This window comes from Paenibacillus sp. SAFN-117 (assembly GCF_051966115.1).
Lineage (GTDB): Bacteria > Bacillota > Bacilli > Paenibacillales > NBRC-103111 > Paenibacillus_L > Paenibacillus_L residui.
This window is the reverse complement of sequence record NZ_JBQCLK010000023.1, coordinates 77,586-99,996: the sequence shown is the minus strand read 5'-3', so window position 1 is coordinate 99,996 and position 22,411 is coordinate 77,586. Positions and strand designations below refer to the sequence as shown.

The following is a 22,411-nucleotide window of genomic DNA, read 5'->3' as shown; positions in this document are numbered from 1 at the left end:
AAAAATGAATTGGCAAGGGTCTAGTTTCGTATTGCCTAAAAGTTACTTTAAGCGTATCTAGATTTTCAAGGTAGTTTGATCATTTTCGCCCATTCGCTTGAATTTAACTGTACAAAATACAGTTAGTCCCCCATGCAAGCTTGGTCGCACCGAAAGTTGAGTGCTAAAGACCAACAAATTTGCAGGTCCTGCAGAGGATTTTCATCGAACTGATTCCACCGAACTTATTAAATGCCGGGGATCTTCTCCCGTTTATGCTTCGTACGGAGGTAATGCTTCTCTAGCTTCTCGGCGCTGGCCGGGTCAATCTCCTTACCTTCCAGGTAGCTGCTGTTATCCTCATACGAGACGCCCAGCTCCTTCTCGTCGGTCTGTCCTTCCCACAGTCCGGCTGTAGGCACCTTGTCGATGACGCTGCGCGGAACACCGAGCTTCTCGGCCAGTTGACTGATCTGCCGCTTGTTCAACGAGCTGAGCGGATTGATGTCGACCGCACCGTCCCCATACTTGGTGAAAAATCCGGTTAGTGCCTCAGAAGCATGATCGGTGCCGACAACGATCAAATTCAGCTCGAAAGCCAAGGCGTACTGTACGACCATTCTTGTACGAGCCTTGATGTTTCCTTTACCCGGAATGCTGATATGTTTGTGAATTCCAAGCCCCTTCAGGCTGTGTTCGACCTCCAGGGCGATTTCATCCACCGCCTCCTCAATATTCGTCTCCGCCTTATATTTCAAGTCGAACGCCTGCGCCACCGCGTAGCTGTCCTCAATATCCTCCTGCCGGCCATACGGCTGGAAAACTCCGAGGGTCATATATTCCTTACCCTCCTCCTGCGATAATTCGTCCGTTGCCTGCTTGCACAGACCGGCGGCTACCGCGCTGTCCAATCCTCCGCTGATGGCTATGAGCAAACCGGAGGTCCCGCTGTCCTTAACATACCTCTTAAGAAAATCGACTCTCTTGCGGATTTCCGCATCCACATCAATGACCGGCTGTACTCCGAGTGCTTCAATAATTTGACGCTGCAACGACATGGCCACTTCACCCTTTCCCTTTCATTTCAATAAATGGATTCAAGCACCGAATTTATCGGCTTGCTTTTGTTTCTCTGCTATCAGTTTAACCTTAGTTTGCGGAAAGCGCCCGCCAAAATCAAGTGGATTTTTGCCTGTACTTTTGTTAGGATGACAGAAAAGACCCTGGTTGCATAGAGCCAATGGATAACATTCCATAATAGAGAGGAGAATCAGGATGATTGATATCCATTGCCACATCTTAGACGGCGTAGACGACGGGGCGAGCGACCTGAAGGAATCTGTCGCCATGGCCCAAGTAGCTTATGTAGACGGTGTCCGCCATATCGTGGCCACTCCCCATTTCAATACAGTGTATCATGTCCCTAAATCCGTGACTTATCATAAAGTAAGACAGCTTCAGGATGCCCTGGAGAAAGCGGGCCTTCCGATCACCGTATCCTGCGGCCACGAAGTGACGCTTAAGAGCGCCGAGCAGTTCTATCAGCAGACGGAGAATGAAGAATACTGGCACTTGGACAGTGATAAAACCTTTATTCTGCTGGAGCAGCCCTGGGCGAATTACATGCCGGATTCCATTGAGGTCATCGACTACCTGATCTCCAAGGGAGTGACTCCGATCGTTCCCCATCCGGAAAGACATGTATTCTTTAGGGAGAAGCCGGCCTTATTAACGGGTCTCATCGAACGGGGAGCCTGGACTCAGGTATCGGCAGACAGCCTTGCCGGCCGCAACAATGAAGATGCCAGGAAATTCGCTCTGTGGCTGCTTGAGAATGACCTCGTTCACACACTGGCTTCCGATGCCCATAACGTCCGGCGCAAGCCTAATGTCGGAGAAGGCTACCGAATCATCGTCGAGCATGCCGGGGAAGCCAGGAAACATGAAATCATCGAGCGAATGAATCAAATCATCCCCGATGACGGGCAAGCAAACAAAAATCCTGTTACGGCTTAATCGCCTAACAGGATTATTTGTTACCCTCAGTTACCCTCAATATAGAGTCTGCAGTATCACCGGCAATATTTATCGAAGGCTTGAGTCAGATCGTTCGCGATCATCTCTGCGGAACGGTCTTCAATCTGATGGCGCTGGATGAAATGGACCAGTTCCCCGTCTTTAAACAAGGCAATGGAAGGAGATGAAGGCGGATACCCGGTAATATATTCGCGGGCTTTAGCCGTCGCTTCCTTATCCTGCCCGGCAAATACGGTGAAGAGATGGTCCGGCTTGGCATCGTGCTCAAGAGCTCTAGCCACTCCCGGACGGCATTGGCCCGCGGCACAGCCGCACACCGAATTGACGACAAGCAGCGCGGTTCCCTTGGCGTTCTCCAAGTTCTCGACCACTTCTTCCGGGGTCCGCAGCTCCTTCACACCGATTCGGGTCAGTTCATCCCGCATCGGCTGAACCATATCTCTCATATATGCGTCAAAGGACATTGACATATCGTTCACTCCCTATATTCTAGTGTATAATCTTTATTTATTATACCGCCCCGGGGAGTGAATGCAAAGGCAGTCTTTGCAGGAAGCCCGGGCTTTGCTCGGCCCATCCTTCCTTATTCTTGTTCTTGCCCGTTTTTTCGCTTCCCTGAATCCTCTTCCGGCTCCCCCCTGCCCAGATTGAACTTGTAGGAGGAGTTTTTGTCCGGATGCATGAAAATCCCGCTTTGCGGAGGAATGCCTTTCTCAAAGTAATCGCGATTCTCATTCGAATGAAACCCGGTATCTTTGAACGGATGGACCCATTGATCCCCTGCCATCACTGCCGGATCGGTGTCTGTTGTCCACTGCTCCAGCGGAGAATTCTCGGATTCATAATCATGGTCTCCGATAACCACTCCGAACGAATTGACGAATGGCTTCCGAGGACCGCGACCCTTACGGAATTCCGGCAGAAAGTTTATTTCGAATGGATCGAGGTCTTCTTGTCCTGTCTGATCCCTTATCGATCCCTCGTCCATCTCCTGTTTACGTTCATCCATCTTCTTACCAACCTCCTAGGTAGATGGGCGGTTAGGTCCGTCCAGCTTCTTGCCGCGAGCCATCTCCATCTCCTGCTCCTTACTGCGCCGCTCGTTCTGCTTTTCCTGCAGCTGCTGTTCCTTGGAGTTGTTGGATCGGTTCTTCATCGTCATCGCTCCTTTCTGCCAGTATTATGTGCCAACCCTATTCGATTTATCAGCCGCTTGCAGAAGATTCATTTCTATTCCTAAGGCCTTTAAGGTACAATATAAAGGTCTACAAGTTCTGAAGTGAAATGAGGTTCGTAATGGAATGGACTATGATGTAATCGTCATTGGAGGAGGTCCTTCCGGCTTAATGGCCAGTATTGCCGCCGCCTCTCACGGGGCGCGGGTGCTCGTTGCGGATAAGGGAAACAAGCTTGGCCGCAAGCTTGGAATTTCCGGAGGCGGCCGATGCAATGTAACGAATGCGAAAGACATAGATGAGATCATTCTTAATATTCCGGGGAACGGGCGGTTTTTGTACAGTGCCTTCGCCGAGTTCAGCAACAAGGATATTATTGCCTTCTTCGAAGGCTTGGGAATTCCGCTTAAAGAAGAGGACCGGGGTCGAATGTTTCCGGTATCGGACCGGGCGCAAACCGTAGTGGATGCCTTGATCCGCAAGGTTCGCAGCCTCGGAGTCGACATTCTCGTCAACCAACCGGTGGAGCGCGTGCTCTACAAGGATGGGAGAACCGCCGGAATCCGTCTGGCATCAGGGCAAGAAATACGGTCGTCCTGCGTCATTATCGCTACAGGCGGCAAGTCGGTGCCGCATACCGGAAGCACCGGAGACGGGTATCCGTGGGCGGAGGAAGCCGGGCATACCATCACCGAATTATATCCGACCGAGGTGCCCATAACGTCTGGTGAATCCTTCATCCAGAGCAAGGAGCTTCAAGGGCTGTCCCTGCGTAATATTACTCTTTCCGTTTGGAATGCCAAAGGGAAAAAAATCATTACCCATGAAGGAGACATGATTTTCACGCATTTCGGCCTGTCCGGTCCGGCAGCGCTTCGCTGCAGCCAATTCGTCGTCAAGGAGCTTAAACGCTCCAACAAGACGACGGTCACTCTGACCATCGATCTCCTCCCGGAGCAAAACGCCGGGCAGCTTAGCGATGAATTGCTGGCACTGGCGCGGAAAGAATCCAGGAAAGCGATCAAGAATGTCCTTAGAGAGAGGCTTCCGGACAAAATGATTCCCCTTCTATTAAAGAAGGCGGGCCTTCGCGAAGACGTTACCTATGATCACCTTCCCAAGCAGCCTTGGGAGGAGCTTGTCCGGACGATCAAAGCCTTCCCCGTCGAAGCGAATGGTACGCTGTCGCTTAAAGAAGCATTCGTTACCGGGGGAGGCGTCCATCTGAAAGAGGTTGATCCGCGAACGATGCAGTCCAAGAAGATGCCCGGCCTATTTTTCTGCGGAGAGGTGCTGGACATCCATGGCTATACGGGGGGTTATAACATTACGGCGGCCTTCGCCACAGGCTATACCGCAGGCAAGAACGCCGCGGCTGCCAGCCGGTAGTAGCCTCCTAGGGTCGCGCGGAGGCTTGGACGGGGACGGACAACGTCCTTTTCTTAAGATCCGATAAGTAGTCGCCGAACCGCGCCGCCATAGGGCCGTTCTTGTCTTCTCCTCAAGAGGAATTAGTTAAAGTTGAAAAAAGACCCGCAATTGTGCAGGTCTTTTTCATGGTTTTGCTTGAAATCGGCCAAAGACATGCAATTGTGCAGGTAAATTCCGCCATTTTACTTGAATTTCGCGATTTTACGGTGAAAGACCTGCACTTTTGCTCGTCTTCTTCAATGTTGGCGCAGGAGCACTAGCGCCAGCACCGGTGCCGCACCAGTGCACCATTTTCAGCGGATGATTAGAGCAGGGACAGCCCCCAACCGGCGAGCGCGGCGAACGCTACCACCATCCAGGGCGGAAGCTTCCCGTATACCAGGAGAGCGAAAGAAGCCAGAGCCAGGCTGAAATCAGCGGAAGTATGAATCGAGCTCGTCCATACCGGGTTATAAAGGGCAGCCAGCAGTATGCCTACCACCGCCGCGTTCACCGCTGCAAGCATTCCTCTGGCTGCGGCATGACGGCGGATGCGTTCCCAATACGGCAGCACCCCGATCACGAGCAAAAAGGCGGGCAGGAAGATAGCGAGAGTAGCCACTATCGCTCCCCACCAGCCATTCGCTACCGTCCCCAGATATGCCGCGAAGGTAAACAGCGGACCGGGCACAGCCTGTGCAGCCCCGTAACCGGCGATAAACTGCTCCTGCGTGATCCAGCCTGCGGGAACTACTTCCCTCTCCAGAAGCGGAAGGACTACGTGCCCGCCCCCAAACACGAGCGAGCCCGAGCGGTAGAAGCTGTCGAACAGAGCGAGCGTGTCCCAGGCAAGCAGCGCCCGCAGCACGGGCAGCAGGACGAGCAGCAAGCCAAACATAGCCAGCGCTACCGCCCCGGCAGTTCTGCTGATCGGTACACGGGAGAAGGGACCGGGCTCCCCGTTATTCTGCCTGTACAGCACCCAGCCTAGTCCGCCCGCGGCGGCCAGCAGAAGGAGCTGGGTCCAGGCGGAGGGCCACAGCAGAGAAGTGATCGCAGCCCCGAACAATATGGCTATGCGACCGCGGCCCGGTGCCAGACTTTTTCCCATCCCGAGCACCGCCTGCGCCACCACCGCAACGGCTGCAATTTTCAACCCGTGAACCCAGCCTGTATCGGCCCATCCCAAGCCTTCAACCGCATAAGCGAACAGAATCATAAGCAGGACAGAGGGCAGAGTAAAGCCCAGCCATGCCGCCACAGCCCCGGTCCAGCCTCCCCTCATCAGGCCGATTCCAATGCCGACCTGTGAGCTTGCAGGTCCGGGCAGAAACTGGCATAACGCGACCAGATCCGCATAGCTGCGGTCATCCAGCCATTGTCTGCGCTCAACATACTCATTGCGGAAATAGCCCAAATGGGCAACCGGTCCCCCGAAGGAGGTCAGTCCCAGCTTGGCCGAGACTTTAGTTATTTCCCATATCGAAGCCCAGGCGGGCTGCCTGGTTTTCCTGCGGCCTCGGTGATGCTCCACCCTACTTCCCCCATTCCTAAAAAAACTCGCCAAAATTCCTTATGGCGCTAATCATATACCACATCAAGCAAAACAAGGATAAACGGCTTTCGCCGTCCTTTGGACAGGCGCGTTTACCGATGAAATATAAGAACAGGTATAAAGTAAAACTTAAACTTTCTTATATTTTGAAAACAGCCCGAGCTCGCCAATGAGCGGTTCGGGCCATTTTTTAATCTAACCTTAATAAACTTTCATCGATTTCTCGTACTCCTTCTTCTCCCCATTCGCCAAAGTGACTCGTACCTCTACGGTCCATTCCCCGGAGAATGCCAGCGAGGAGCCCTCGTAACTATATACATACTGTGTATATCCGGGAAACCAGCCCTGTTCCTTATTGGCGGAAGCCGGCTGCAGCGGAATCGGGATCGGTTCAATTCCGTCTTCGTTAATATGCTTAAGAATCATCTGAACCTTCTGCGGCTCCTCCTCTTCCTTAGGAACCCAGACTTGAAGGGTGAACGTGTTGCGCGCTCCAGGTATATTCGGAGCAATCTTGGCCGTCATATGGAGCTCTTCCCCCATCTCATGCCAGTTCAATGGCTTGTTGGGGGGCAGCGGATTCAGAGCAGTCAGCACTCCGACAATGGAAACTATCGCTACCATAAGTCCGATTTCGATTTTGACGGCCGTCATTAAAGAACTGAATTTCTTCTTCTTAATAAAGCGTCTGACGATAATCCCGGCTCCAATCACGATGAGCACCAGACTTATCTTGATCAGCAGCGCGGTTCCCCACTGGGTATACAGCAAATAAGCAGGGTTCGGAAGGAACAGGAGCAGAATAAACACGCCTGACAGAACGAGCAATATCATGCTGTCCAGTGCCAGGAAAGAAAATTGCGGCAGAAACTGCAGAGCATGCTCTCTGTTCCTGCGCCAATGCGCCGTAAGGTATAGCAGTCCCCCGACCCAGACGGCCGCAGCCAACAGATGGATCAGATCGATCAGCACCGCATTCTTGCCGTCTACCAGGCCATTGGCGTGGCCGGTGAAGCTCTTGGCTGCCAATAGCAGCACAAGCCAGGCCGCATCGGCCAGCCTGGAACGATGCAGAATAACAAATCCGAGCAGGGACAAGCCGATGGATACCATCCATGAAATGGCCTTGGAGGTCCCGATGAATGAAGTGAGGTTCTCCGTCGTCCATTCTCCCAATGCGGACGGCAGCTCCACTGCGACGAGCAGGATAAGCACCAGAAGATAGGCCCGCTGCAAGCCTAACGACCACTTCCGGTCAATCTGGGCGACCGATTCGGGTGTCCTGCGATAAAACAATCTCCAGAACACCCATCCGGTCAAGCAAAGCAAGCTAATGTAATAAAGTATTCTGATGAGATAAGCAGCATATTCTAACAGCCCCATCTTCCAGGAAAGCTTGCCGGAGCCGCTTAATGCCGATCTCTGGGCCGCCAATTGGGCGGGATCCGGCTCTCCGATGGTGAATACGTAAGATCCGGCGACGGTATGACCATCCGCGGAAGAAACGCGGTACGTGACGGTGTACGTACCATTCTGAAGCTTGGGCAGCCCGACACTAAGCTCCTGCCTGTCCTCGCTCAAAACTGCTTTCTCCCGGGTGACTTCGTTCTTGCGGTAATCCACCACTTTGATCTGCACGTTAGGCTCCAGCGCCTGATTAAACGTAAGCACAATCCTTTCCGGAGATTCCTCCAGCTGGCTATCCTCTCCGGGAACTGCCTGGATCAAGGATGCATGTGCCGATACCTGCTGAGGCCATATAAACAGCATCAGCAGCGCTATAATTAACCAATGCCTTGCTTTAAGCAATTGCTTCGGTCCCCTTCCTGCCTTTATCTAGTCTGAATGTTACAATAAATTCGGCTAAATGCACAACGATTTTATATTGGAGAAAAGTGCATGTCTTACGCCTATCTCTTCACCATATCGATTGACGCCCACGAACGGTATGGCCCATTAGGGCTATAATCATGAACTTTTAATGGCAAAACAAAGAGCCAAACCGGGATATGCCGGTTCGGCCTTCTTGTCAATCGCGCCTTGTTCCAGGCTGATGGATTATCATTATGATTATCTTTCATCCAATCTTATACGGTAAGCGTCATTATGATACCTTTCTTCGTCTTGCCCAGCTTCAAATGATTCCAAATGCCGGGCTTGTCCGAAATGACCTCAATGAGTTCCCCGTTATCATCATATACGAAGATCACGTTGTTGCGGTCAAACTCGGTATCACATTGAACGCAGTACCAATGCTTAATCGATGAGATGAAATTAACGTTATGTGTTTTCTGGCAAACCGGACATTTCTTAGCCTCTTGCTTCTGTTTCCTTCTTCTGGATCTTGTGGATGCTTTCGCTTCCTGAGGCTTTGCCGCAGATTTTACATTAAATTTATCCAGCCAGGATTTGACGGTTTGTGGTGTGGTGATCATCATCCTTTCCTCCCTTGCATTGAAAATGCCAAAGACAATTTCAACTGATTTCTTATAAGGATACATTGCTTACCTTAATTTGAAATTAAAAAAATGTGACTAAAAAGTACACATTTTCTTAAAAATTTATTAAGTTTTTAAGATTTTCGGCACATTCGGCGATTTCTTTAAGTTTTTTGCAGCTTTTCAAAAGTTTGTACTTATACAGAATATCGTAGTCAGAGCTTTTTCACAATAGTTTGGTTAAAGACACCGTCACTCCTTCCGGCCGACGATATTCTAAAGGCGGTTGCAAATTGGTTAAACGGGCTGTAACTTTTACCAATCTTAAACGTGTATTGGGTGAAGGGGGGAGTCAATGAAACGAAAATCGTTGGACGAAATCTATCAACTATACATGAAAGACGTGTACCGTTATTTGCTCTCCCTTTCCTGCGACCATCATACGGCTGAAGATTTGGTCCAGGAAACCTTCTACCGGGCGTATTTGTTCTTGGAGCAGTGCCGGGAAGACAAAATCAAACCCTGGCTTTTTAAGGTGGCTTATAACGCATTTGTTGATTTCAAGAGAAAAGAAAAACGAAGCGATGCAAAAGAAGCCGGTTATTTTGAACAGCTTTCCGATGCCGGCACCCCGGAAACGGAAATCATGCGCCGGGAATATTGGGGAGGCATTGAACGGACGATTGCCGGTCTGCCCGACCATCAGAAGCAAGCAATATTGCTGTACGATTTTCACCAGTTGTCCTATAAAGAAGCCGCCGGCATTATGGGAGTCAGTTTGTCCCATTTTAAAATATTGCTGTTCCGGGCGAGGCAAAAACTGCGGCTAAATCGAGAAAGGAATGATGTCGATTGAGCGAGCGCTTTAAACAACAACTGAAAGATTACGCCGAAGGCAAGCTTTCAGCCGAAGAAAAGGTGGAAGTGGAGAAAGAGCTGGAGAAGATGGAGACTTATCAAGCCTATTTAGATGAAGTCATGGGCGAAGAAAACCGGGTGGCCGGGCAAGAACTCCAGCAAGATGAGAGTGATCCCCAAGCGGCCAAAAGAGAAAGAAGGATCATTCAGAAAGGGAAATGGCGCGCCCGGATCAGCAATGCATTCACGGTACTGGCGATTTTTATAGTCTTCTCGATCGTCAGCTCCCTCATTACTGCTCTGTATTTCGGCACAGGCTCTCCGAACCGGGGTGAACTATATCGAGACGTTATTCGTTCGGCTGTAGCGGTTACTCAACCTAATATTTCGTTAAATTTAAGCTTTAATACCAACGCATATTACAACGTCGATTTTAAAGGCCAATTGAACAAACAGATCGGCGATGCGCGCATCAATATCGGCGATTTTTCCATGAATATGTTTCTTGGCCTGCCCCGCAGCAAAGACGTTGTATGGCGAACGGAAACGGAACCGCAGCGTTTCGTATTTGCCGACCCGAACCGGACTAAACTGTATCAGGGGGAAAAGAAGAAGAGTGCGGAATCGGGGTTTGCGGGAGAATGGGCGACTCTGGATAAGCTGCCTGAAGGTACGGTGGCGGAAGCTTTTCTTTCCCTGGACCGATTTTATTCGACTGAGGAGCTTCTGAAGATGTTCGATGGCAAAAATATGTCTCCGGAATGGTTCGCCGTCTATACCGGAGATGATTCCGGAACCATGAGTCCGATTGGCTTTCCCTATTATCCGATGTGGCACCATGACGATTGGACCATGACCGGTCAAACGGTAGAGAAACGCGGTCTGTTCGGAAAAACTGTCTCACGGGGGTATTCCGCCCCTCCGGTCGATTCATTGGACGGCAAGATTCGGAACGAAAATTTTATAAAGACACTGTACTTGCTGCAGAAGTATAAAAGGATTGCGAATTATGTGGCGTTTGATCTGAATTTAGATGCACGGATTTCCTACCTTGAAGAGAACGGAATCCAATTGTATGGAGTTGCTGTTACCGGGCCGACCAAAGAACTGTTAAAGCTGCGGGACGAAGACTGGATCGCTTCGATACAACTGGGCGAAGTCCGCTTATGGAACTGGAATAATCGTTAGCCGCCGTCCAAGAATAAATCCATCCATCCAAGGAATATTAAAAACGGATTTCATATTCAATGGAGGAGGGATTTCATGGCGGTTACTGAAGCCATAAACCAGGCAGCGGCCGCGCCGCCCCGGCTCAAGGATCAAATTGCTGTCGTTACAGGAGCCGGCTCCGGAATCGGTCGTGCCGCGGCATTAAAGTTGGCGGAGCATGGGGCAAAAATATGTCTTGTCGATTTGAAGAACAACCGCAGCGAAGCCGTCGAGCAGCAGATTAAACAGGCGGGGGGCGAAGCGGTCTTCGTCGATACGGACATTTCCGACCCTCAGCGGGTCCAACAAGCCATCCGGGCAGCAGCCGACCAATGGGGGAGGATTGACATCGTCTTCGCCAATGCGGGAATTAACGGGACCCTGTCCCCTATCGAAGACCTGACCCCCGAAGATTGGGATCAGACGCTAGCGACGAATCTGAAGGGTACTTTCTTAACGGTCAAATATGCCATTCCGCATATGAAACAGAACGGGGGCAGCATCATCATTACAAGCTCCATTAACGGCAGCCGCAAGTTCTCCGGCTTCGGCATGTCCGCTTACAGCACGTCGAAAGCGGGACAGCTCGCCTTTGCCAAGATGGCCGCTCTGGAATTGGCGCGTTATAAGATCCGGGTAAACGTCATTTGTCCGGGAGCCATTCAGACGAATATACAGGAAAATACCCATCCGACACCGGCCGTAGAAGCTATTAAAATTCCGGTTAACTATCCGCAAGGCAATCAGCCGTTGGAGCATGGGCCGGGGCAGCCGGAGCAGGTCGCCGATCTGGTCCTGTTCCTCGCCTCTAACGAATCCAGCCATATAACCGGTACGGAAATATTCATTGATGGCGCCGAATCGCTTCTTTAAACCGGAAAATGCCGCGAATTCGCGGCATTTTTTTAATGTGTCCGTATAAAAGCTTATATAGCAAAGCAGCAAGCGGGCATCAGACGTCGGGTGCTTCCATTGGCAGAGCGAGCCCTATTCTTGCTTAACGCCCATAATAGCGCTCATAGAGCTCCAACGCTTCCGCTCTCTCTTCATCATTGCCGTAAAATAGGTTTTTAAGCAGAGCCTTCTTCCTTTTAATGGAAAATGGCTTTCGGGGCTGCAGCAGCGGAAGCTCCTCTTCCTTGACATCGTTCCATAGCCGATAGATCAATACTTCCGCATTGCGGTCATACCGGATCAGACGGGATGGACGGAAGCGCAGCCCGGCAAATAACGGCAGATTCTCGGGCATGGCCGGACCGCACTCATCCCGGACAAGTGCCTCCAGCGTCCGCTCATTCTCGAAGGTCACCGCAATCGCCTGGCATATGCGTGTTTCCCAGGCCGGATGAAGCTTCCCGTGCCGGGAAGTAATTCTTCTGCGGGAAATTCTCGTCAAATCCGACACCAGCAGGGTGGTTTGGCCTTGCGGAAGTCCGCGAAGCTTCCCCACCGTAAAGACGTTGGCATATTCCGTCTTGCGCTGGCTGGTGGCCGGGATGACGGTAATATCCTCAAAATACGGATTATCCTCCCAGACCACAGCATAATGCCCCCCGCTATATTCCGATCCGACACCCGAAAATTTGCAGTGAACGATATCCCTCCGCTCGTAATGGGGAGTAAATTTGCCTCGGGCATCTTTAGCGAGCCTCACCTGCTCGCATTCCGAAAATAAACGCAGCTTAAACCATAAGGAGTTTATGTTTGGTGTATATTCGCCCTCCAGGAAGGGGGCTGCCGACGGCCCGAACAGCATTGGAGCGGGCAGTCCCATCGCAGAAGACGCTTCCTGGGTCTTTCCATTTGGGGGTCCGTTCTCATGAAGTACGCTTGAAGCTTCGCTCATGAACCCGTTAGGCATTCCGAACGTATTATGCTGCGCCTGATGATCCCCTGTCGGAAACAGCGAATGATCCACGGCCACCGGCTCCTTTCTTTCCCTGCTCGCCAAGATGTGCTTTTCAGAGATTTAGTTTGCCGGCAGACCGTTCTCTTTATTCAATGGAAAAGGCAATTCTCCCATGGTCCGTTGGAACTTCCTCCATCCCCTCGGCGCGGCGAAACTCCAAATCGGATATAAGGACGCCTTCCCTTAACACTTGCTCAAAACGGCGAACAGCCTGTTTTCCTTCGTCATCCCCATCAATAACCAGTCGAATCCGCTTGTCGATGGGCAGCTTCATTTTTTTCCGCTGATCCTGAACCGCCCTTACCAGCTCGCGTACAGCTCCCTCCTGCACAAGCTCAACGGTGAGGCGGGTATCGAGGGTAACGGTGATCCCCGCTCCGGATGCGGAAGCAAAGCCTTCTTTGGGAAGCTGATCCACCAGCAGCTCATCCAATTCAACCCTCATCGCTTCCCCGTTTTCCATCCATTCGAAGAAGCCCTTACTCAGTCCCTCCCGAATCTCGTCGGGGCTTAAGTCCTGCAGACGCCGTTGTATTGCCGAGGCCGCCTTGCCGAATTTGGGACCGGCCAGTTTCCAATTCAGCTTGACGGTATAGTCTACGAAGCGCTCCAGATCATCGGATCGTTGAACGGTCTTCACATTGATTTCTTCCGCAATGGTTTCCTCATAGGCAGCAAGATCGAAGTCGTCGGCCAGTGTCACCGTAAGTCCGGATAATGGCTGTCTCGTTTTGATCCCGGTATCGTTGCGAACACTACGGGCCAACTCTACAATCTTGCGGGCGGTTCCCATCCCCTGCTCCAGACCAGGGTCGATCTGCGCTTCATCATATACGGGGAATGGCGCCAGATGGACGCTGGACTTCTCCCCTCCCAGATTGAGGTACAAATCTTCCGCGATAAACGGGGCATACGGAGCAATCAGCCGGCTAACCGTCAGAAGAACGGTCCGCAATGTCTGGTAAGCGGAAATTTTGTCCCTGATCAGGCCACTTCCCCAGAAGCGGTCCCGGGAGCGGCGGATGTACCAATTGCTCAGTTCATCTATGAACGCTTCTATAGTTTTGGCCGGATTGAGGAAATCATAGCCTTCCAATCCGCGTGCCGCCGCCTGAATGGTGCTGTTTAGTCTGGAGAGAATCCAGCGGTCCAGCGGGTGGTCCGGCCGCAACGCTTCGTGCTCTTCATGGCGGAACCCGTCGATTCCGGCATACAGCACATAGAAGGAATGGGCGTTGGTGAGTGTATCGATCACCTTCGATTTGGCTTCCGCTACAAGCTGCTTCGAGAATCTTTTGCTGTTCCACGGAGCGCTGTCAGCCAGAAGAGCCCAACGGAACGCATCGGCGCCGAATTCCTCGATCACTTCCCAGGGGTCCACGACGTTGCCCTTGCTCTTGGACATTTTCTGACCATTCTCGTCGAGGATATGTCCCGTAGACATGACGGCTTTATAGGGAGCCCGGCCATTTAACAGAGTAGAAACGGCCAGGAGACTGAAGAACCATCCCCGGGTCTGATCAATTCCTTCGCAGATCATATCGGCGGGATATTGTTCTTCGAATACCCGCTCGTCACCGAACGGGTAATGGTACTGGGCAAAAGGCATCGATCCGCTGTCAAACCAAACATCGATCACTTCGGGGGTGCGCTCCATCTCCCCGGAGCATTGCGGACAGCTCAATCTGATTTCGTCCACGTACGGCTTATGCAGCTCGATATCCGTCCCCAGAGGGGCCGCTGCACGGCGCCGCAAATCTTCCCGGGACTCCGGTGCGTATTCGCAGCCGCAATCACGGCACAGCCATACATTCAGAGGGGTTCCCCAGTAACGGTTGCGGCTGATGTTCCAATCCACCAGCTCCTCCAGAAATTTGCCGAACCTCCCTTCCCTTATATGGCCCGGATACCAATCGACCTGACTGTTGTTCTCGATAAGCTTCTCTTTGACGGCTGTTGTCTTGATGAACCAGCTTTCCATCGCATAATACAGCAGCGGAGATTTGCAGCGCCAGCAGAACGGATAGCTATGCTCGTAGCGCTCCTTGGAAAACAGCAGGTTCCGGGAGGCAAGGTCCTTCACGATATCGATGTCGCAATCTTTGACGAAGCGGCCGGCGAACGGCTGCACAGCCTCCACATATCGGCCGGAGGAGTCCACGACCTGCAGCATGCTGATGCCGTTCTCCTGGCAGGCCCGGTAATCATCTTCCCCGTGTGCCGAAGCGATATGGACAATCCCCGTTCCATTCGCATCGCTGACGAAATCGGCTCCTATAACGATATGGCCCTGTTCGACCGAAGCGAAATCGAAGGGAGGCCGGTAAGCCGTCCCGATTAATTCGGAACCCCGGTGTACCGATAAAATCTCATAATCGCCGTTCATAACTTGTGCGACACGATTCTCGGCCACGATGAACACTTCATCCCCCTGCCGGACTCTCGCATAGGAAAGCTTGGGATTAACCGCCAGTGCCGTATTGGCCGGCAAGGTCCAAGGGGTGGTCGTCCATGCGAGGAAGAGGTCGCCTGTCGTCATGGAAGCAAATTTGACCGTGGCACTTAAATCTTTGACATCCTCATAGCCCTGCGCGACTTCATGGGAGCTGAGCGATGTCTGACAGCTTGGGCAGTATGGGCTGACGCGGTGTCCTTTGTAAAGCAGCCCCTTCCCATGAATCTGGGACAAAATATACCAGACACTTTCGATGTAATCATTGGTCAGCGTCACGTAGGGGTTATCCAGATCGGTCCAATATCCGATGGCCTCGGTCAAATCCCGCCACTGCTTCTCATATTCGAAAACGCTGGCCTTGCACCGGTCCACGAATTTCGCTACGCCATAGCGTTCGATTTCCTGTTTGCCCGAGATGCCCAGCTGCTTCTCAACTCCAAGCTCTACCGGAAGCCCGTGCGTATCCCAGCCGGCCTTGCGGACGACCCGGTAGCCCGTCATCGTCTTGTAGCGGCCGATAAAATCTTTGATGACCCTGCCGAGCACATGCCCGATATGCGGCGCTCCATTGGCCGTTGGGGGCCCTTCGTAGAACACAAAATTCGGCCGGCCGGCTGCCTGTTCTACGGATTGGGCAAACGTGCCGTTCTTTTCCCATTCCTTAAGGATTCTTCGTTCCCGTTCTCTGGCTTTTTCCTTTACGTCCACCGGTTTCATAAACGATATCCCCTTTCTTCTTCCAATCCATAGGTCCCGTTCAGATCAACAGATTGAACAGAACCGGGTCTTTGTTCAGCTCGACGTATTGGAAGCCTTTCTTCTCCATTCTGTCGATAAGAGGCTTGTAGTCCTCCCGGCTCTTCAATTCAATTCCGACAAGCGCCGGCCCGTTATCCTTGTTGTGCTTCTTCGTATATTCGAAGCGGGTAATATCATCGTTCGGACCGAGCACATCATCCAGAAATTCACGTAATGCCCCTGCGCGCTGCGGGAAATTGACGGTAAAGTAATGCTTCAAGCCTTCGTAAATCAGAGACCGTTCTTTAATCTCCTGCATCCGGTCAATATCGTTGTTGCCCCCGCTCACAATGCAGACGACATTCTTGCCTCGGATTTGCTCCCGGTACAGGTCCAGTGCGGCAATGGCAAGGGCGCCGGCCGGCTCGGCCACAATGGCATTTTCATTGTACAAATCAAGAATGGTGGTGCAGACCTTGCCCTCCGGCACCAGCAGCACATCATCCAGCACCTCTTTACAGATGGCGCTGGTCAGCTCTCCTACCCGTTTGACCGCAGCCCCGTCGACGAATTTATCGATGTTATCCAGCGTAACCACTTCGTTATTCGCTATCGCCTGACTCATGGAAGGAGCCCCGCTCGGTTCCACACCGATCACCCGGGTTGCGGGGCTGATCGTCTTGACGTAGGTGCCTACCCCGGAAGCCAACCCGCCGCCGCCAACGGTAACGAACAGATAATCGACGGCACCGTCCATGCTCTCCAATATTTCCATTCCGACGGTTCCGTTGCCCGCTACAATCTGGGGATCATCGAACGGATGAATAAAGGTCATGCCGAATTGTTCACAGGTTTTTATCGCTTCGGAGTAGGCGTCATCGAAGGTATCCCCGGTCAGAATGACTTCTACGTATGGGCCTCCGAACAGCTTCACTTGCTTGACCTTCTGCCTTGGGGTTGTGCTGGGCATAAAGATTTTCCCTTGAATCTGCAGAAGATTGCAGGAATAAGCCACCCCCTGGGCATGGTTTCCTGCGCTTGCGCATACGATTCCGCGAGCCAGATCCTCCTCCGGCAAGGTACGGATCAGATGATAAGCCCCCCGGATTTTGAAGGACCGGACGACCTGCAGGTCCTCTCTTTTCAAGAATACATTGCACTCATAGCGGTCGGACAAAATCTTGTCCCTCTGCAGCGGGGTTCGCACAATCACTTCCTTCAGCACATGATGCGCATAAACGATGTCTTCCATGCCGACCGCTTTTTTCGTGTTCGATTTGTTCATTATTTTTGGCCCCTTCTTTTCAAGGATTGTTACTTAATAAATGTTGCAACGGACTTCAAACCGGGCTGCAGAGCCGGAGCTTGAGGAGCGTGTTCAACAGAATTTACTTGCAGCAGCAAATAAAAAAAGCCCCGCCCCAACAAAGGGACGAGACTTTAGCTCGCGATACCACCCTAATTCCGCCGTGCCTGCTCCAATAATATACGCAAACAAGCACTGCGACACTCTGCAACGTACCATCATACGCGTTCCTTGTAACGGCGGACTCCCGGTAAAGCTTACTACGAACGTTCAGCTTTACTTCTCTGAGATGATTTTCAGCTATGTTCTGAACATTGGCTTTCAGCGGCATGCCAACTCTCTGGGGAACAAAATCACAGCCTACTCTTTCTCTTCAACGAATTTATCAGAAAATTAATTTAATAATAGTTATACCTCGTTTTATTTTCGTTGTCAATGCCCGGGTTTACAGATGGACCCCTGCGGAAAAATGGTTATAATCTTCCCCGGACGGATCAAACGGCTCTTGTTCTTCGTCCCCTGGAGTGTCATCCGATAATAGCGCCCCATCCGAATGAAGATATTGCTCCGGCCAGTCCTCGTTCACGGTATGAGCAGGAATAGGGACCGCATCCATGTCATAGGCCGAGGCCAGCACCGTTTCTTCTTGACCGTTCTGCGTTTCCCGCAATCGGCCGCCATATGCCTGGGCAATTTCCAATGCGGAGGTAAGATCTCCTTGCTCAATCTGAATATGGACTACCGCTTTGCTTTTATAGCCCAGCTCATTCAGCATATCACAAGCCTGAGCGGCCGATCCGGGCTGATCGAACTCAAAGGCAACGGTATCTTTCATTAAGATCAACTCCTAAGCATGGTCGTAGTTAATGATAGGTTAACCTTTAGGAAGAAGCTTAATACCCCCCATTTGCATCGGCCGTTCTTAATCCTGTACTTGATCCGGATTTTTCTGGTTATTTTTCAAACATCGTCAGGACACCCGCTGCCCAATAAGCGAACATCCCTCCAACGGGTAGCAGCAGCAGAGCCCCCCACCAGGAAAATAGAGCCGCCCCCATCACCGCGCTGATCACCGCAAAACCGGGAATTACCGCCAAGCCCACCGATTTGCGGGCCGCCTCGCGAATCACTCCGTCCTTCCACGGGAACATTCCGAGCAAGGGGCCGGACCGGGTCTCTTTCGCCGCAAGCTTCACCATGCTCGCCAGCAGAAATGCCGCCGCCAGCCAAAGCACCCATTTCATCGGGTCAGGCAGGGTCAGCATGGCGAAGGAACAGACGGAAACCAGCTGAATGTACAGCATCACCGACGATCTATTCCGGAAAAATAATTTAATCCCCGCCTCGGCCAATCCGTTAACTGAGTTTCTCTTCTTAAACAGCCGGTTGGAAGAACGGAACAAGAAAGGGCGTTTGCGGCTGGATTTCGGCCGTGCGGGAACGGAGTAAGCGAGAATAAAGCCCGCCAGCAGCATTTTCGCTTCGTAATCACTCTTGATATCCTGCTGGATCGTCCTCAGATCCCCTACCTTGCTCCGCCATAGGATCTGTCCTGTTAATACAAGCACAAGGGATATTAGAAGAGCCAGCGGCTGAATCGGCAGAAGCCAATAACTGACGGAGATATAAACGGCGCAGGAAATGACGAACCAAACGATATGCAGCCAAAGATTTCTCAAACCCGGATACTTGCTGTCCAGCCATTTCTGAATGAGCTGCAAATTCCATTTGCTTAGAAAGGTAAAGATACCGAGCCAAACGACAAACGGAACATTAACCGAATAAATCCGTATCAAAAAAGGAGCCAGCAAAGCCATTATGAGGGCCGTCAACAGGAACTGTTTCGTCAGACTGTAGATCAGTCCCGTTCTCCGGAGCTCCCTGATCCAGTGAGGATGCTGCAGCAAAATCAACTGGTCGGCATTTTCCAGAAAAAATCGGAGCTTACCCGAACAGACATATAAAAACAGTACGAAAGCACATAGCGGGAAAGGAATGAAGGCGAACCAATCCGGAGGGGACGATATCCAGGTATAATATTGCAGCCCTGCGAAGAACAGCGCGGGAATGACAATATACAGCGCCACAGTCCAGTCCACGGCCTGCCTTAGAGCTTTCCACTGAAATCCGGCGTTCTCTTTAATTCTCCGCCTAACCAATAGCTTTGGTGTGATCATGGTATATCTTCTCCTGTTTCGGACAGTCCTGATCCCTTTCAGGTTATTAGGCCGCCCTGTATCTATAACAATTGGTGATTCGGGTTCACAATAGGGAGTTGAAGCATTCAAAGAGCGTTTCGCCCGGCAGCCCGCATTGCTGCTGAATCGATTCCAGATCGCCCCGGGCGGCCAATCGCCCTTCATTCATAAGCAGGAAGGAATCGCATATCCTCTCCGCCGTATCCAGCACGTGTGTCGACATTAACACACCGGCGCCCTGCTTGCGTTTCTCATTCAGCATATCGAGAAAATCTTTAATTGCCCGGGGATCCAGCCCTATGAAAGGCTCATCCACGATATAGAGGGCGGGCTCGTGCAGAAACGCCAGGATGAGCATGACCTTCTGCTGCATCCCTTTGGAGAAGCTGGACGGGAGATGATGGCGGACCTCCGTCATTCTGAAGGTGGCCAGCAGCCTCTCCGCCCTTGCCTCGAATACGTTCTGATCCAACTCCCAGGCGCTGGCGGCCAGCTCCAGATGCTCCCACAAGGTCAGTTGATCATAGAGAATTGGCTGCTCGGGAATATAAGAATAAGTTCCAGCCATCGAAATTTCGCCGCGGAAATCCTGGAGGAGGCCTAAAATAGCTTTTACGGTCGTGCTCTTACCGGCCCCGTTGGGGCCTATCAGTCCAACTAATTGCCCGGGGCGGATGGAGAATTGAATCTCTTTAATGACTCCATCCCGTTCAGCGTATCCTGCCCGCTCTATGTTAACCCGTAACAGTTCGTCCGGATTGAGTGGTGAAGTCCCGGCGGATTCCTGTGTGGATATGGATGTTTGTTCGGTTTGCATGGCTTCCCTTCTTTCTTTCAAGATAAACCGAAACCGTTTTGCTTATAATAGCCTCGCTAGAAGCTTTCTTTTATTACTCTATTACGTTATCCGGATGCGATCCGTTTCAAGCTTCCCAATTAATATCTATAGCATTATAGCCCCTATAGGCCGTTTTTAACGCTTCACCATTTCCATTTCACTTTTATTCCTCTCCTCTATAGCTAGAACCTCCCTTGCTGCTTCTATGAAAGATAAGATGATAGGTGAAAGCCATTTGTCTTTATGCCATAGCATCTGTGTATACACGTGCAGGTCCGGAATTTGCCAAGGAAGAGCAACAAGATCGCCCCGTTCAACTTCGGCCACCGCTGTTACTTCAGGAAGAAAGGCGATACCGATTCCCGTAATGGCACATTGTTTAATGGCTTCGGCATTATGAAACTCTAAATACGTAATACTATCAATGCCCTCTTTCTCAAATTGCCGGTCAAACATGGTTCGATAGGGACAACCCTTTTCATTCGTAAGGAACACTTGTCCGTGAAAATCCTCCAGCCGCAGTACATCCAGTTTCGCGAGTGGATGGTCTGGAGCGACGAATAAGCGGAAAGTTTCTTCCACCAGCGGCTCCACTGCAAGTCCGCTTGAGCGAATGGATTCGTCCAGCATAAAGACGACATCCGCAGTTCCCTCAAAGAGCGTTTGCTTGAGCTCTTGATTTGGAACGGAGCGGAAGATGAGACGCACTCCCGGATGGCGCGAACGAAATAGGTGAAAGACAACAGGAAGCCGGTAGGCGCAAAGAACCTCGTTGGCACTTATCGTTAGGGTGCCGCTTAAATCTTCATTGTCATGAACGACGCTGCGAGCTTCGTCCAATTTGTTTAGCACGCCTTGGATATGAGGTAATAAGCGTTTACCTGCGCTTGTGAGAACGAGCTGCTTGCCCAAGCGGTCAAAGAGACGAACACCTAGCTCATCCTCCAATGCTTTTATTTGCATCGTGACATTGGAGGGGACATAGTTCAGCACTTCCGCAGCCCGACTGAAATTTAAAGTGGATGCAACCGTACAGAACGTAATCAGTTGGCGCAATTCCATCATACGATCCCCTTTCACTTTCAATATAATTGAACATTAGATTGAATTCTATTCACTTTTCTTGAGACTATCACAGATCTATACTAACAACAAGAAAGACATTCTAGAGGTATGTTTCATTTTGAAGGGAGAGACAATACGATGGATTATGAGATTTTTGATTTGGGTGACGTAACCCTGCAATCAGGAGTGACATTACCAAGCGCTTTTCTTGCTTATAAAACTTATGGAAGATTGAATGAAAAGAAAGATAATGTCATCGTCTATCCAACCGCTTTTGGCGACCAGCATCCTCAGAATGAATGGTTGATTGGAAACGGCATGGCACTAGATCCGCAAAAATATTTCATTATCGTTCCCAATCTGCTTGGCAACGGATTATCTTCGTCTCCCAGTAACACGCCTCCCCCATTCGACCGGGCTTATTTTCCGCAGGTAACCATCTATGACAACGTTAAATTCCAGCATCGGCTGGTGACCGAAAAATTCGGCATTCAAAAAATCGCTCTCGTCGTTGGATGGTCAATGGGAGGCATTCAAGCATTTCAGTGGGGGGCAAGTTATCCCGACATGGTGGAACGAATTGCGCCTTTCGCCGGAATTGCCAAGACCTGGCCTCACACGTATGTTGTTCTGGACGGGATGAAAGCTGCGCTCATGGCTGCAGTAGGCTTCGATTTAAGCAAACTAAATCAGTTGACTTCTGCAGATATGCGTGCCGTTGGTCGTGTCTATGCGGGATGGGGCTTATCGCAGGCATTTTACAGAGAGGAACTTTATCGTGAGTTGGGATATGACTCTTTGGAAGATTTTGTGGCTGGCGTCTGGGAAGATAGCTTTATGAAGATGGATCCGCACAATGTATTGGCCATGTTGTGGACAGGGCAAAATGCCGATATTAGTGCAAACCCGACCTATAACGGAGATTTCGATAAGGCACTCAAGAGCATTAAGGCGCTTGCCTGCATTATGCCGGGGAGTACGGATCTCTTCTGCTCAGCGGACGATAACGAATACGAGGCTAAACTTATACCTAATGCTGTTTTTAATCCGATCGATTCGGTCTGGGGCCATATTGCCGGTCGTGGAATCCACAGTGCCGACAATCAATTTATTGATGAAAACCTAAAACGCTTGTTGTCGCTTGTTACAAACGGATAGTGCGGATGGTATAATGTCATGCCGCCGAACGGCTTACAGTACTCATAACACCACGGGCGGGATTCTATCCCATTCCGCTGATC

At 51.1% G+C, this 22,411-nt stretch carries 20 protein-coding genes and 1 other annotated feature; of the genes, 6 read left to right on the top strand and 14 right to left on the bottom strand.

Going from position 1 to position 22,411, the window contains the following annotated elements:
• Nucleotides 1–227: 227 nt before the first annotated feature.
• Nucleotides 228–1,037 (bottom strand): ammonia-dependent NAD(+) synthetase, encoded by an 810-nt coding sequence (nadE, locus tag ACTHRH_RS16015; protein ID WP_440416508.1) that lies wholly within the window; start codon nt 1,035–1,037, stop codon nt 228–230.
• 217 nt (nt 1,038–1,254) lie between these two features.
• Here nadE and ACTHRH_RS16010 point away from each other — a divergent pair, with 217 nt between their 5' ends.
• Complete coding sequence (locus tag ACTHRH_RS16010; protein ID WP_440416506.1) at nt 1,255–1,995, top strand: tyrosine-protein phosphatase; 741 nt, start codon at nt 1,255–1,257, stop codon at nt 1,993–1,995.
• A gap of 56 nt (nt 1,996–2,051) precedes the next feature.
• Here ACTHRH_RS16010 and ACTHRH_RS16005 read toward each other — a convergent pair whose 3' ends face one another.
• The 3 genes from ACTHRH_RS16005 to ACTHRH_RS15995 all read right to left on the bottom strand — a co-directional run bounded on the left by ACTHRH_RS16005 (nt 2,052) and on the right by ACTHRH_RS15995 (nt 3,172).
• Nucleotides 2,052–2,486 carry a BrxA/BrxB family bacilliredoxin gene (locus ACTHRH_RS16005; protein ID WP_144934433.1) on the bottom strand — a complete coding sequence of 145 codons (435 nt, stop codon included), beginning with the start codon at nt 2,484–2,486 and terminating at the stop codon, nt 2,052–2,054.
• A 113-nt stretch (nt 2,487–2,599) separates the two neighbouring features.
• Complete coding sequence (locus tag ACTHRH_RS16000) at nt 2,600–3,025, bottom strand: DUF3905 domain-containing protein (protein ID WP_144934431.1); 426 nt, start codon at nt 3,023–3,025, stop codon at nt 2,600–2,602.
• 15 nt (nt 3,026–3,040) lie between these two features.
• Complete coding sequence (locus ACTHRH_RS15995) at nt 3,041–3,172, bottom strand: hypothetical protein (RefSeq protein WP_379286678.1); 132 nt, start codon at nt 3,170–3,172, stop codon at nt 3,041–3,043.
• A 145-nt stretch (nt 3,173–3,317) separates the two neighbouring features.
• On the opposite strand from ACTHRH_RS15995, the gene ACTHRH_RS15990 reads away from it, so the two are divergent.
• Nucleotides 3,318–4,580, top strand: coding sequence for an NAD(P)/FAD-dependent oxidoreductase (locus ACTHRH_RS15990; protein WP_144934429.1), 1,263 nt, complete (start codon nt 3,318–3,320; stop codon nt 4,578–4,580).
• 346 nt (nt 4,581–4,926) lie between these two features.
• Here the strand turns inward: ACTHRH_RS15990 and ACTHRH_RS15985 are convergent, their stop codons facing one another.
• The 3 genes from ACTHRH_RS15985 to ACTHRH_RS15975 form a co-directional block, all read right to left on the bottom strand.
• Nucleotides 4,927–6,135 (bottom strand): chromate transporter, encoded by a 1,209-nt coding sequence (locus ACTHRH_RS15985; protein ID WP_440416503.1) that lies wholly within the window; start codon nt 6,133–6,135, stop codon nt 4,927–4,929.
• A 222-nt stretch (nt 6,136–6,357) separates the two neighbouring features.
• On the bottom strand, nt 6,358–7,965 hold the full coding sequence (locus ACTHRH_RS15980; protein WP_379286680.1) for a copper resistance CopC/CopD family protein: 1,608 nt from the start codon (nt 7,963–7,965) through the stop codon (nt 6,358–6,360).
• 278 nt (nt 7,966–8,243) lie between these two features.
• Nucleotides 8,244–8,591 carry a hypothetical protein gene (locus ACTHRH_RS15975; protein WP_144934423.1) on the bottom strand — a complete coding sequence of 116 codons (348 nt, stop codon included), beginning with the start codon at nt 8,589–8,591 and terminating at the stop codon, nt 8,244–8,246.
• Between the two features lie 358 nt (nt 8,592–8,949).
• Between ACTHRH_RS15975 and ACTHRH_RS15970 the strand changes: the two genes are divergently transcribed.
• The 3 genes from ACTHRH_RS15970 to ACTHRH_RS15960 all read left to right on the top strand — a co-directional run bounded on the left by ACTHRH_RS15970 (nt 8,950) and on the right by ACTHRH_RS15960 (nt 11,534).
• Entirely contained in the window at nt 8,950–9,450 is a 501-nt protein-coding gene (locus tag ACTHRH_RS15970; RefSeq protein ID WP_144934421.1) for a sigma-70 family RNA polymerase sigma factor, read from the top strand.
• Nucleotides 9,447–10,640, top strand: a complete 1,194-nt coding sequence (locus ACTHRH_RS15965) for an anti-sigma factor (RefSeq protein ID WP_440416500.1) — start codon at nt 9,447–9,449, stop codon at nt 10,638–10,640. Before ACTHRH_RS15970 ends, ACTHRH_RS15965 begins: the two co-directional genes overlap by 4 nt.
• Nucleotides 10,641–10,715: 75 nt before the next feature.
• Entirely contained in the window at nt 10,716–11,534 is an 819-nt protein-coding gene (locus tag ACTHRH_RS15960; protein ID WP_440416498.1) for an SDR family oxidoreductase, read from the top strand.
• Between the two features lie 124 nt (nt 11,535–11,658).
• Here ACTHRH_RS15960 and ACTHRH_RS15955 read toward each other — a convergent pair whose 3' ends face one another.
• From ACTHRH_RS15955 to ACTHRH_RS15925, 7 genes are all read right to left on the bottom strand, one after another.
• The gene (locus ACTHRH_RS15955; protein ID WP_440416496.1) at nt 11,659–12,579 is read right to left on the bottom strand and encodes a type II toxin-antitoxin system PemK/MazF family toxin; all 921 of its coding nucleotides are present in this window, start codon (nt 12,577–12,579) and stop codon (nt 11,659–11,661) included.
• Nucleotides 12,580–12,655: 76 nt separating this feature from the next.
• Entirely contained in the window at nt 12,656–15,742 is a 3,087-nt protein-coding gene (ileS, locus tag ACTHRH_RS15950; protein ID WP_440416494.1) for an isoleucine--tRNA ligase, read from the bottom strand.
• Between the two features lie 40 nt (nt 15,743–15,782).
• Nucleotides 15,783–17,048, bottom strand: a complete 1,266-nt coding sequence (ilvA, locus tag ACTHRH_RS15945) for a threonine ammonia-lyase IlvA (RefSeq protein ID WP_379286690.1) — start codon at nt 17,046–17,048, stop codon at nt 15,783–15,785.
• A 140-nt stretch (nt 17,049–17,188) separates the two neighbouring features.
• Nucleotides 17,189–17,455, bottom strand: a binding site (T-box leader).
• 59 nt (nt 17,456–17,514) lie between these two features.
• The gene (locus ACTHRH_RS15940; RefSeq protein ID WP_440416492.1) at nt 17,515–17,904 is read right to left on the bottom strand and encodes a hypothetical protein; all 390 of its coding nucleotides are present in this window, start codon (nt 17,902–17,904) and stop codon (nt 17,515–17,517) included.
• Between the two features lie 118 nt (nt 17,905–18,022).
• Nucleotides 18,023–19,246, bottom strand: a complete 1,224-nt coding sequence (locus ACTHRH_RS15935) for an ABC transporter permease (protein ID WP_440416490.1) — start codon at nt 19,244–19,246, stop codon at nt 18,023–18,025.
• 85 nt (nt 19,247–19,331) lie between these two features.
• Nucleotides 19,332–20,084: an ABC transporter ATP-binding protein gene (locus ACTHRH_RS15930; RefSeq protein ID WP_144934404.1), complete on the bottom strand. Its 753-nt coding sequence runs from the start codon at nt 20,082–20,084 to the stop codon at nt 19,332–19,334.
• 156 nt (nt 20,085–20,240) lie between these two features.
• Nucleotides 20,241–21,167: a LysR family transcriptional regulator gene (locus ACTHRH_RS15925; RefSeq protein WP_440416488.1), complete on the bottom strand. Its 927-nt coding sequence runs from the start codon at nt 21,165–21,167 to the stop codon at nt 20,241–20,243.
• A 141-nt stretch (nt 21,168–21,308) separates the two neighbouring features.
• Between ACTHRH_RS15925 and ACTHRH_RS15920 the strand changes: the two genes are divergently transcribed.
• On the top strand, nt 21,309–22,328 hold the full coding sequence (locus ACTHRH_RS15920; protein WP_440416486.1) for an alpha/beta fold hydrolase: 1,020 nt from the start codon (nt 21,309–21,311) through the stop codon (nt 22,326–22,328).
• The last annotated feature ends 83 nt before the right edge of the window (nt 22,329–22,411 follow it).

Coding starts and splice junctions, on each gene's coding strand:
- ACTHRH_RS15975 (WP_144934423.1), bottom strand. CDS start 8,591: ATGATCACCACACCACAAACCGTCAAATCCTGGCTGGATAAATTTAAT.
- ACTHRH_RS15995 (WP_379286678.1), bottom strand. CDS start 3,172: ATGAAGAACCGATCCAACAACTCCAAGGAACAGCAGCTGCAGGAAAAG.
- ACTHRH_RS15925 (WP_440416488.1), bottom strand. CDS start 21,167: ATGGAATTGCGCCAACTGATTACGTTCTGTACGGTTGCATCCACTTTA.
- ACTHRH_RS15970 (WP_144934421.1), top strand. CDS start 8,950: ATGAAACGAAAATCGTTGGACGAAATCTATCAACTATACATGAAAGAC.
- ACTHRH_RS15935 (WP_440416490.1), bottom strand. CDS start 19,246: ATGATCACACCAAAGCTATTGGTTAGGCGGAGAATTAAAGAGAACGCC.
- ACTHRH_RS16000 (WP_144934431.1), bottom strand. CDS start 3,025: ATGGATGAACGTAAACAGGAGATGGACGAGGGATCGATAAGGGATCAG.
- nadE (WP_440416508.1), bottom strand. CDS start 1,037: ATGTCGTTGCAGCGTCAAATTATTGAAGCACTCGGAGTACAGCCGGTC.
- ACTHRH_RS15920 (WP_440416486.1), top strand. CDS start 21,309: ATGGATTATGAGATTTTTGATTTGGGTGACGTAACCCTGCAATCAGGA.
- ACTHRH_RS15940 (WP_440416492.1), bottom strand. CDS start 17,904: ATGAAAGATACCGTTGCCTTTGAGTTCGATCAGCCCGGATCGGCCGCT.
- ACTHRH_RS15990 (WP_144934429.1), top strand. CDS start 3,318: ATGGACTATGATGTAATCGTCATTGGAGGAGGTCCTTCCGGCTTAATG.
- ACTHRH_RS15960 (WP_440416498.1), top strand. CDS start 10,716: ATGGCGGTTACTGAAGCCATAAACCAGGCAGCGGCCGCGCCGCCCCGG.
- ileS (WP_440416494.1), bottom strand. CDS start 15,742: ATGAAACCGGTGGACGTAAAGGAAAAAGCCAGAGAACGGGAACGAAGA.
- ACTHRH_RS15930 (WP_144934404.1), bottom strand. CDS start 20,084: ATGCAAACCGAACAAACATCCATATCCACACAGGAATCCGCCGGGACT.
- ACTHRH_RS16005 (WP_144934433.1), bottom strand. CDS start 2,486: ATGTCAATGTCCTTTGACGCATATATGAGAGATATGGTTCAGCCGATG.
- ilvA (WP_379286690.1), bottom strand. CDS start 17,048: ATGAACAAATCGAACACGAAAAAAGCGGTCGGCATGGAAGACATCGTT.
- ACTHRH_RS16010 (WP_440416506.1), top strand. CDS start 1,255: ATGATTGATATCCATTGCCACATCTTAGACGGCGTAGACGACGGGGCG.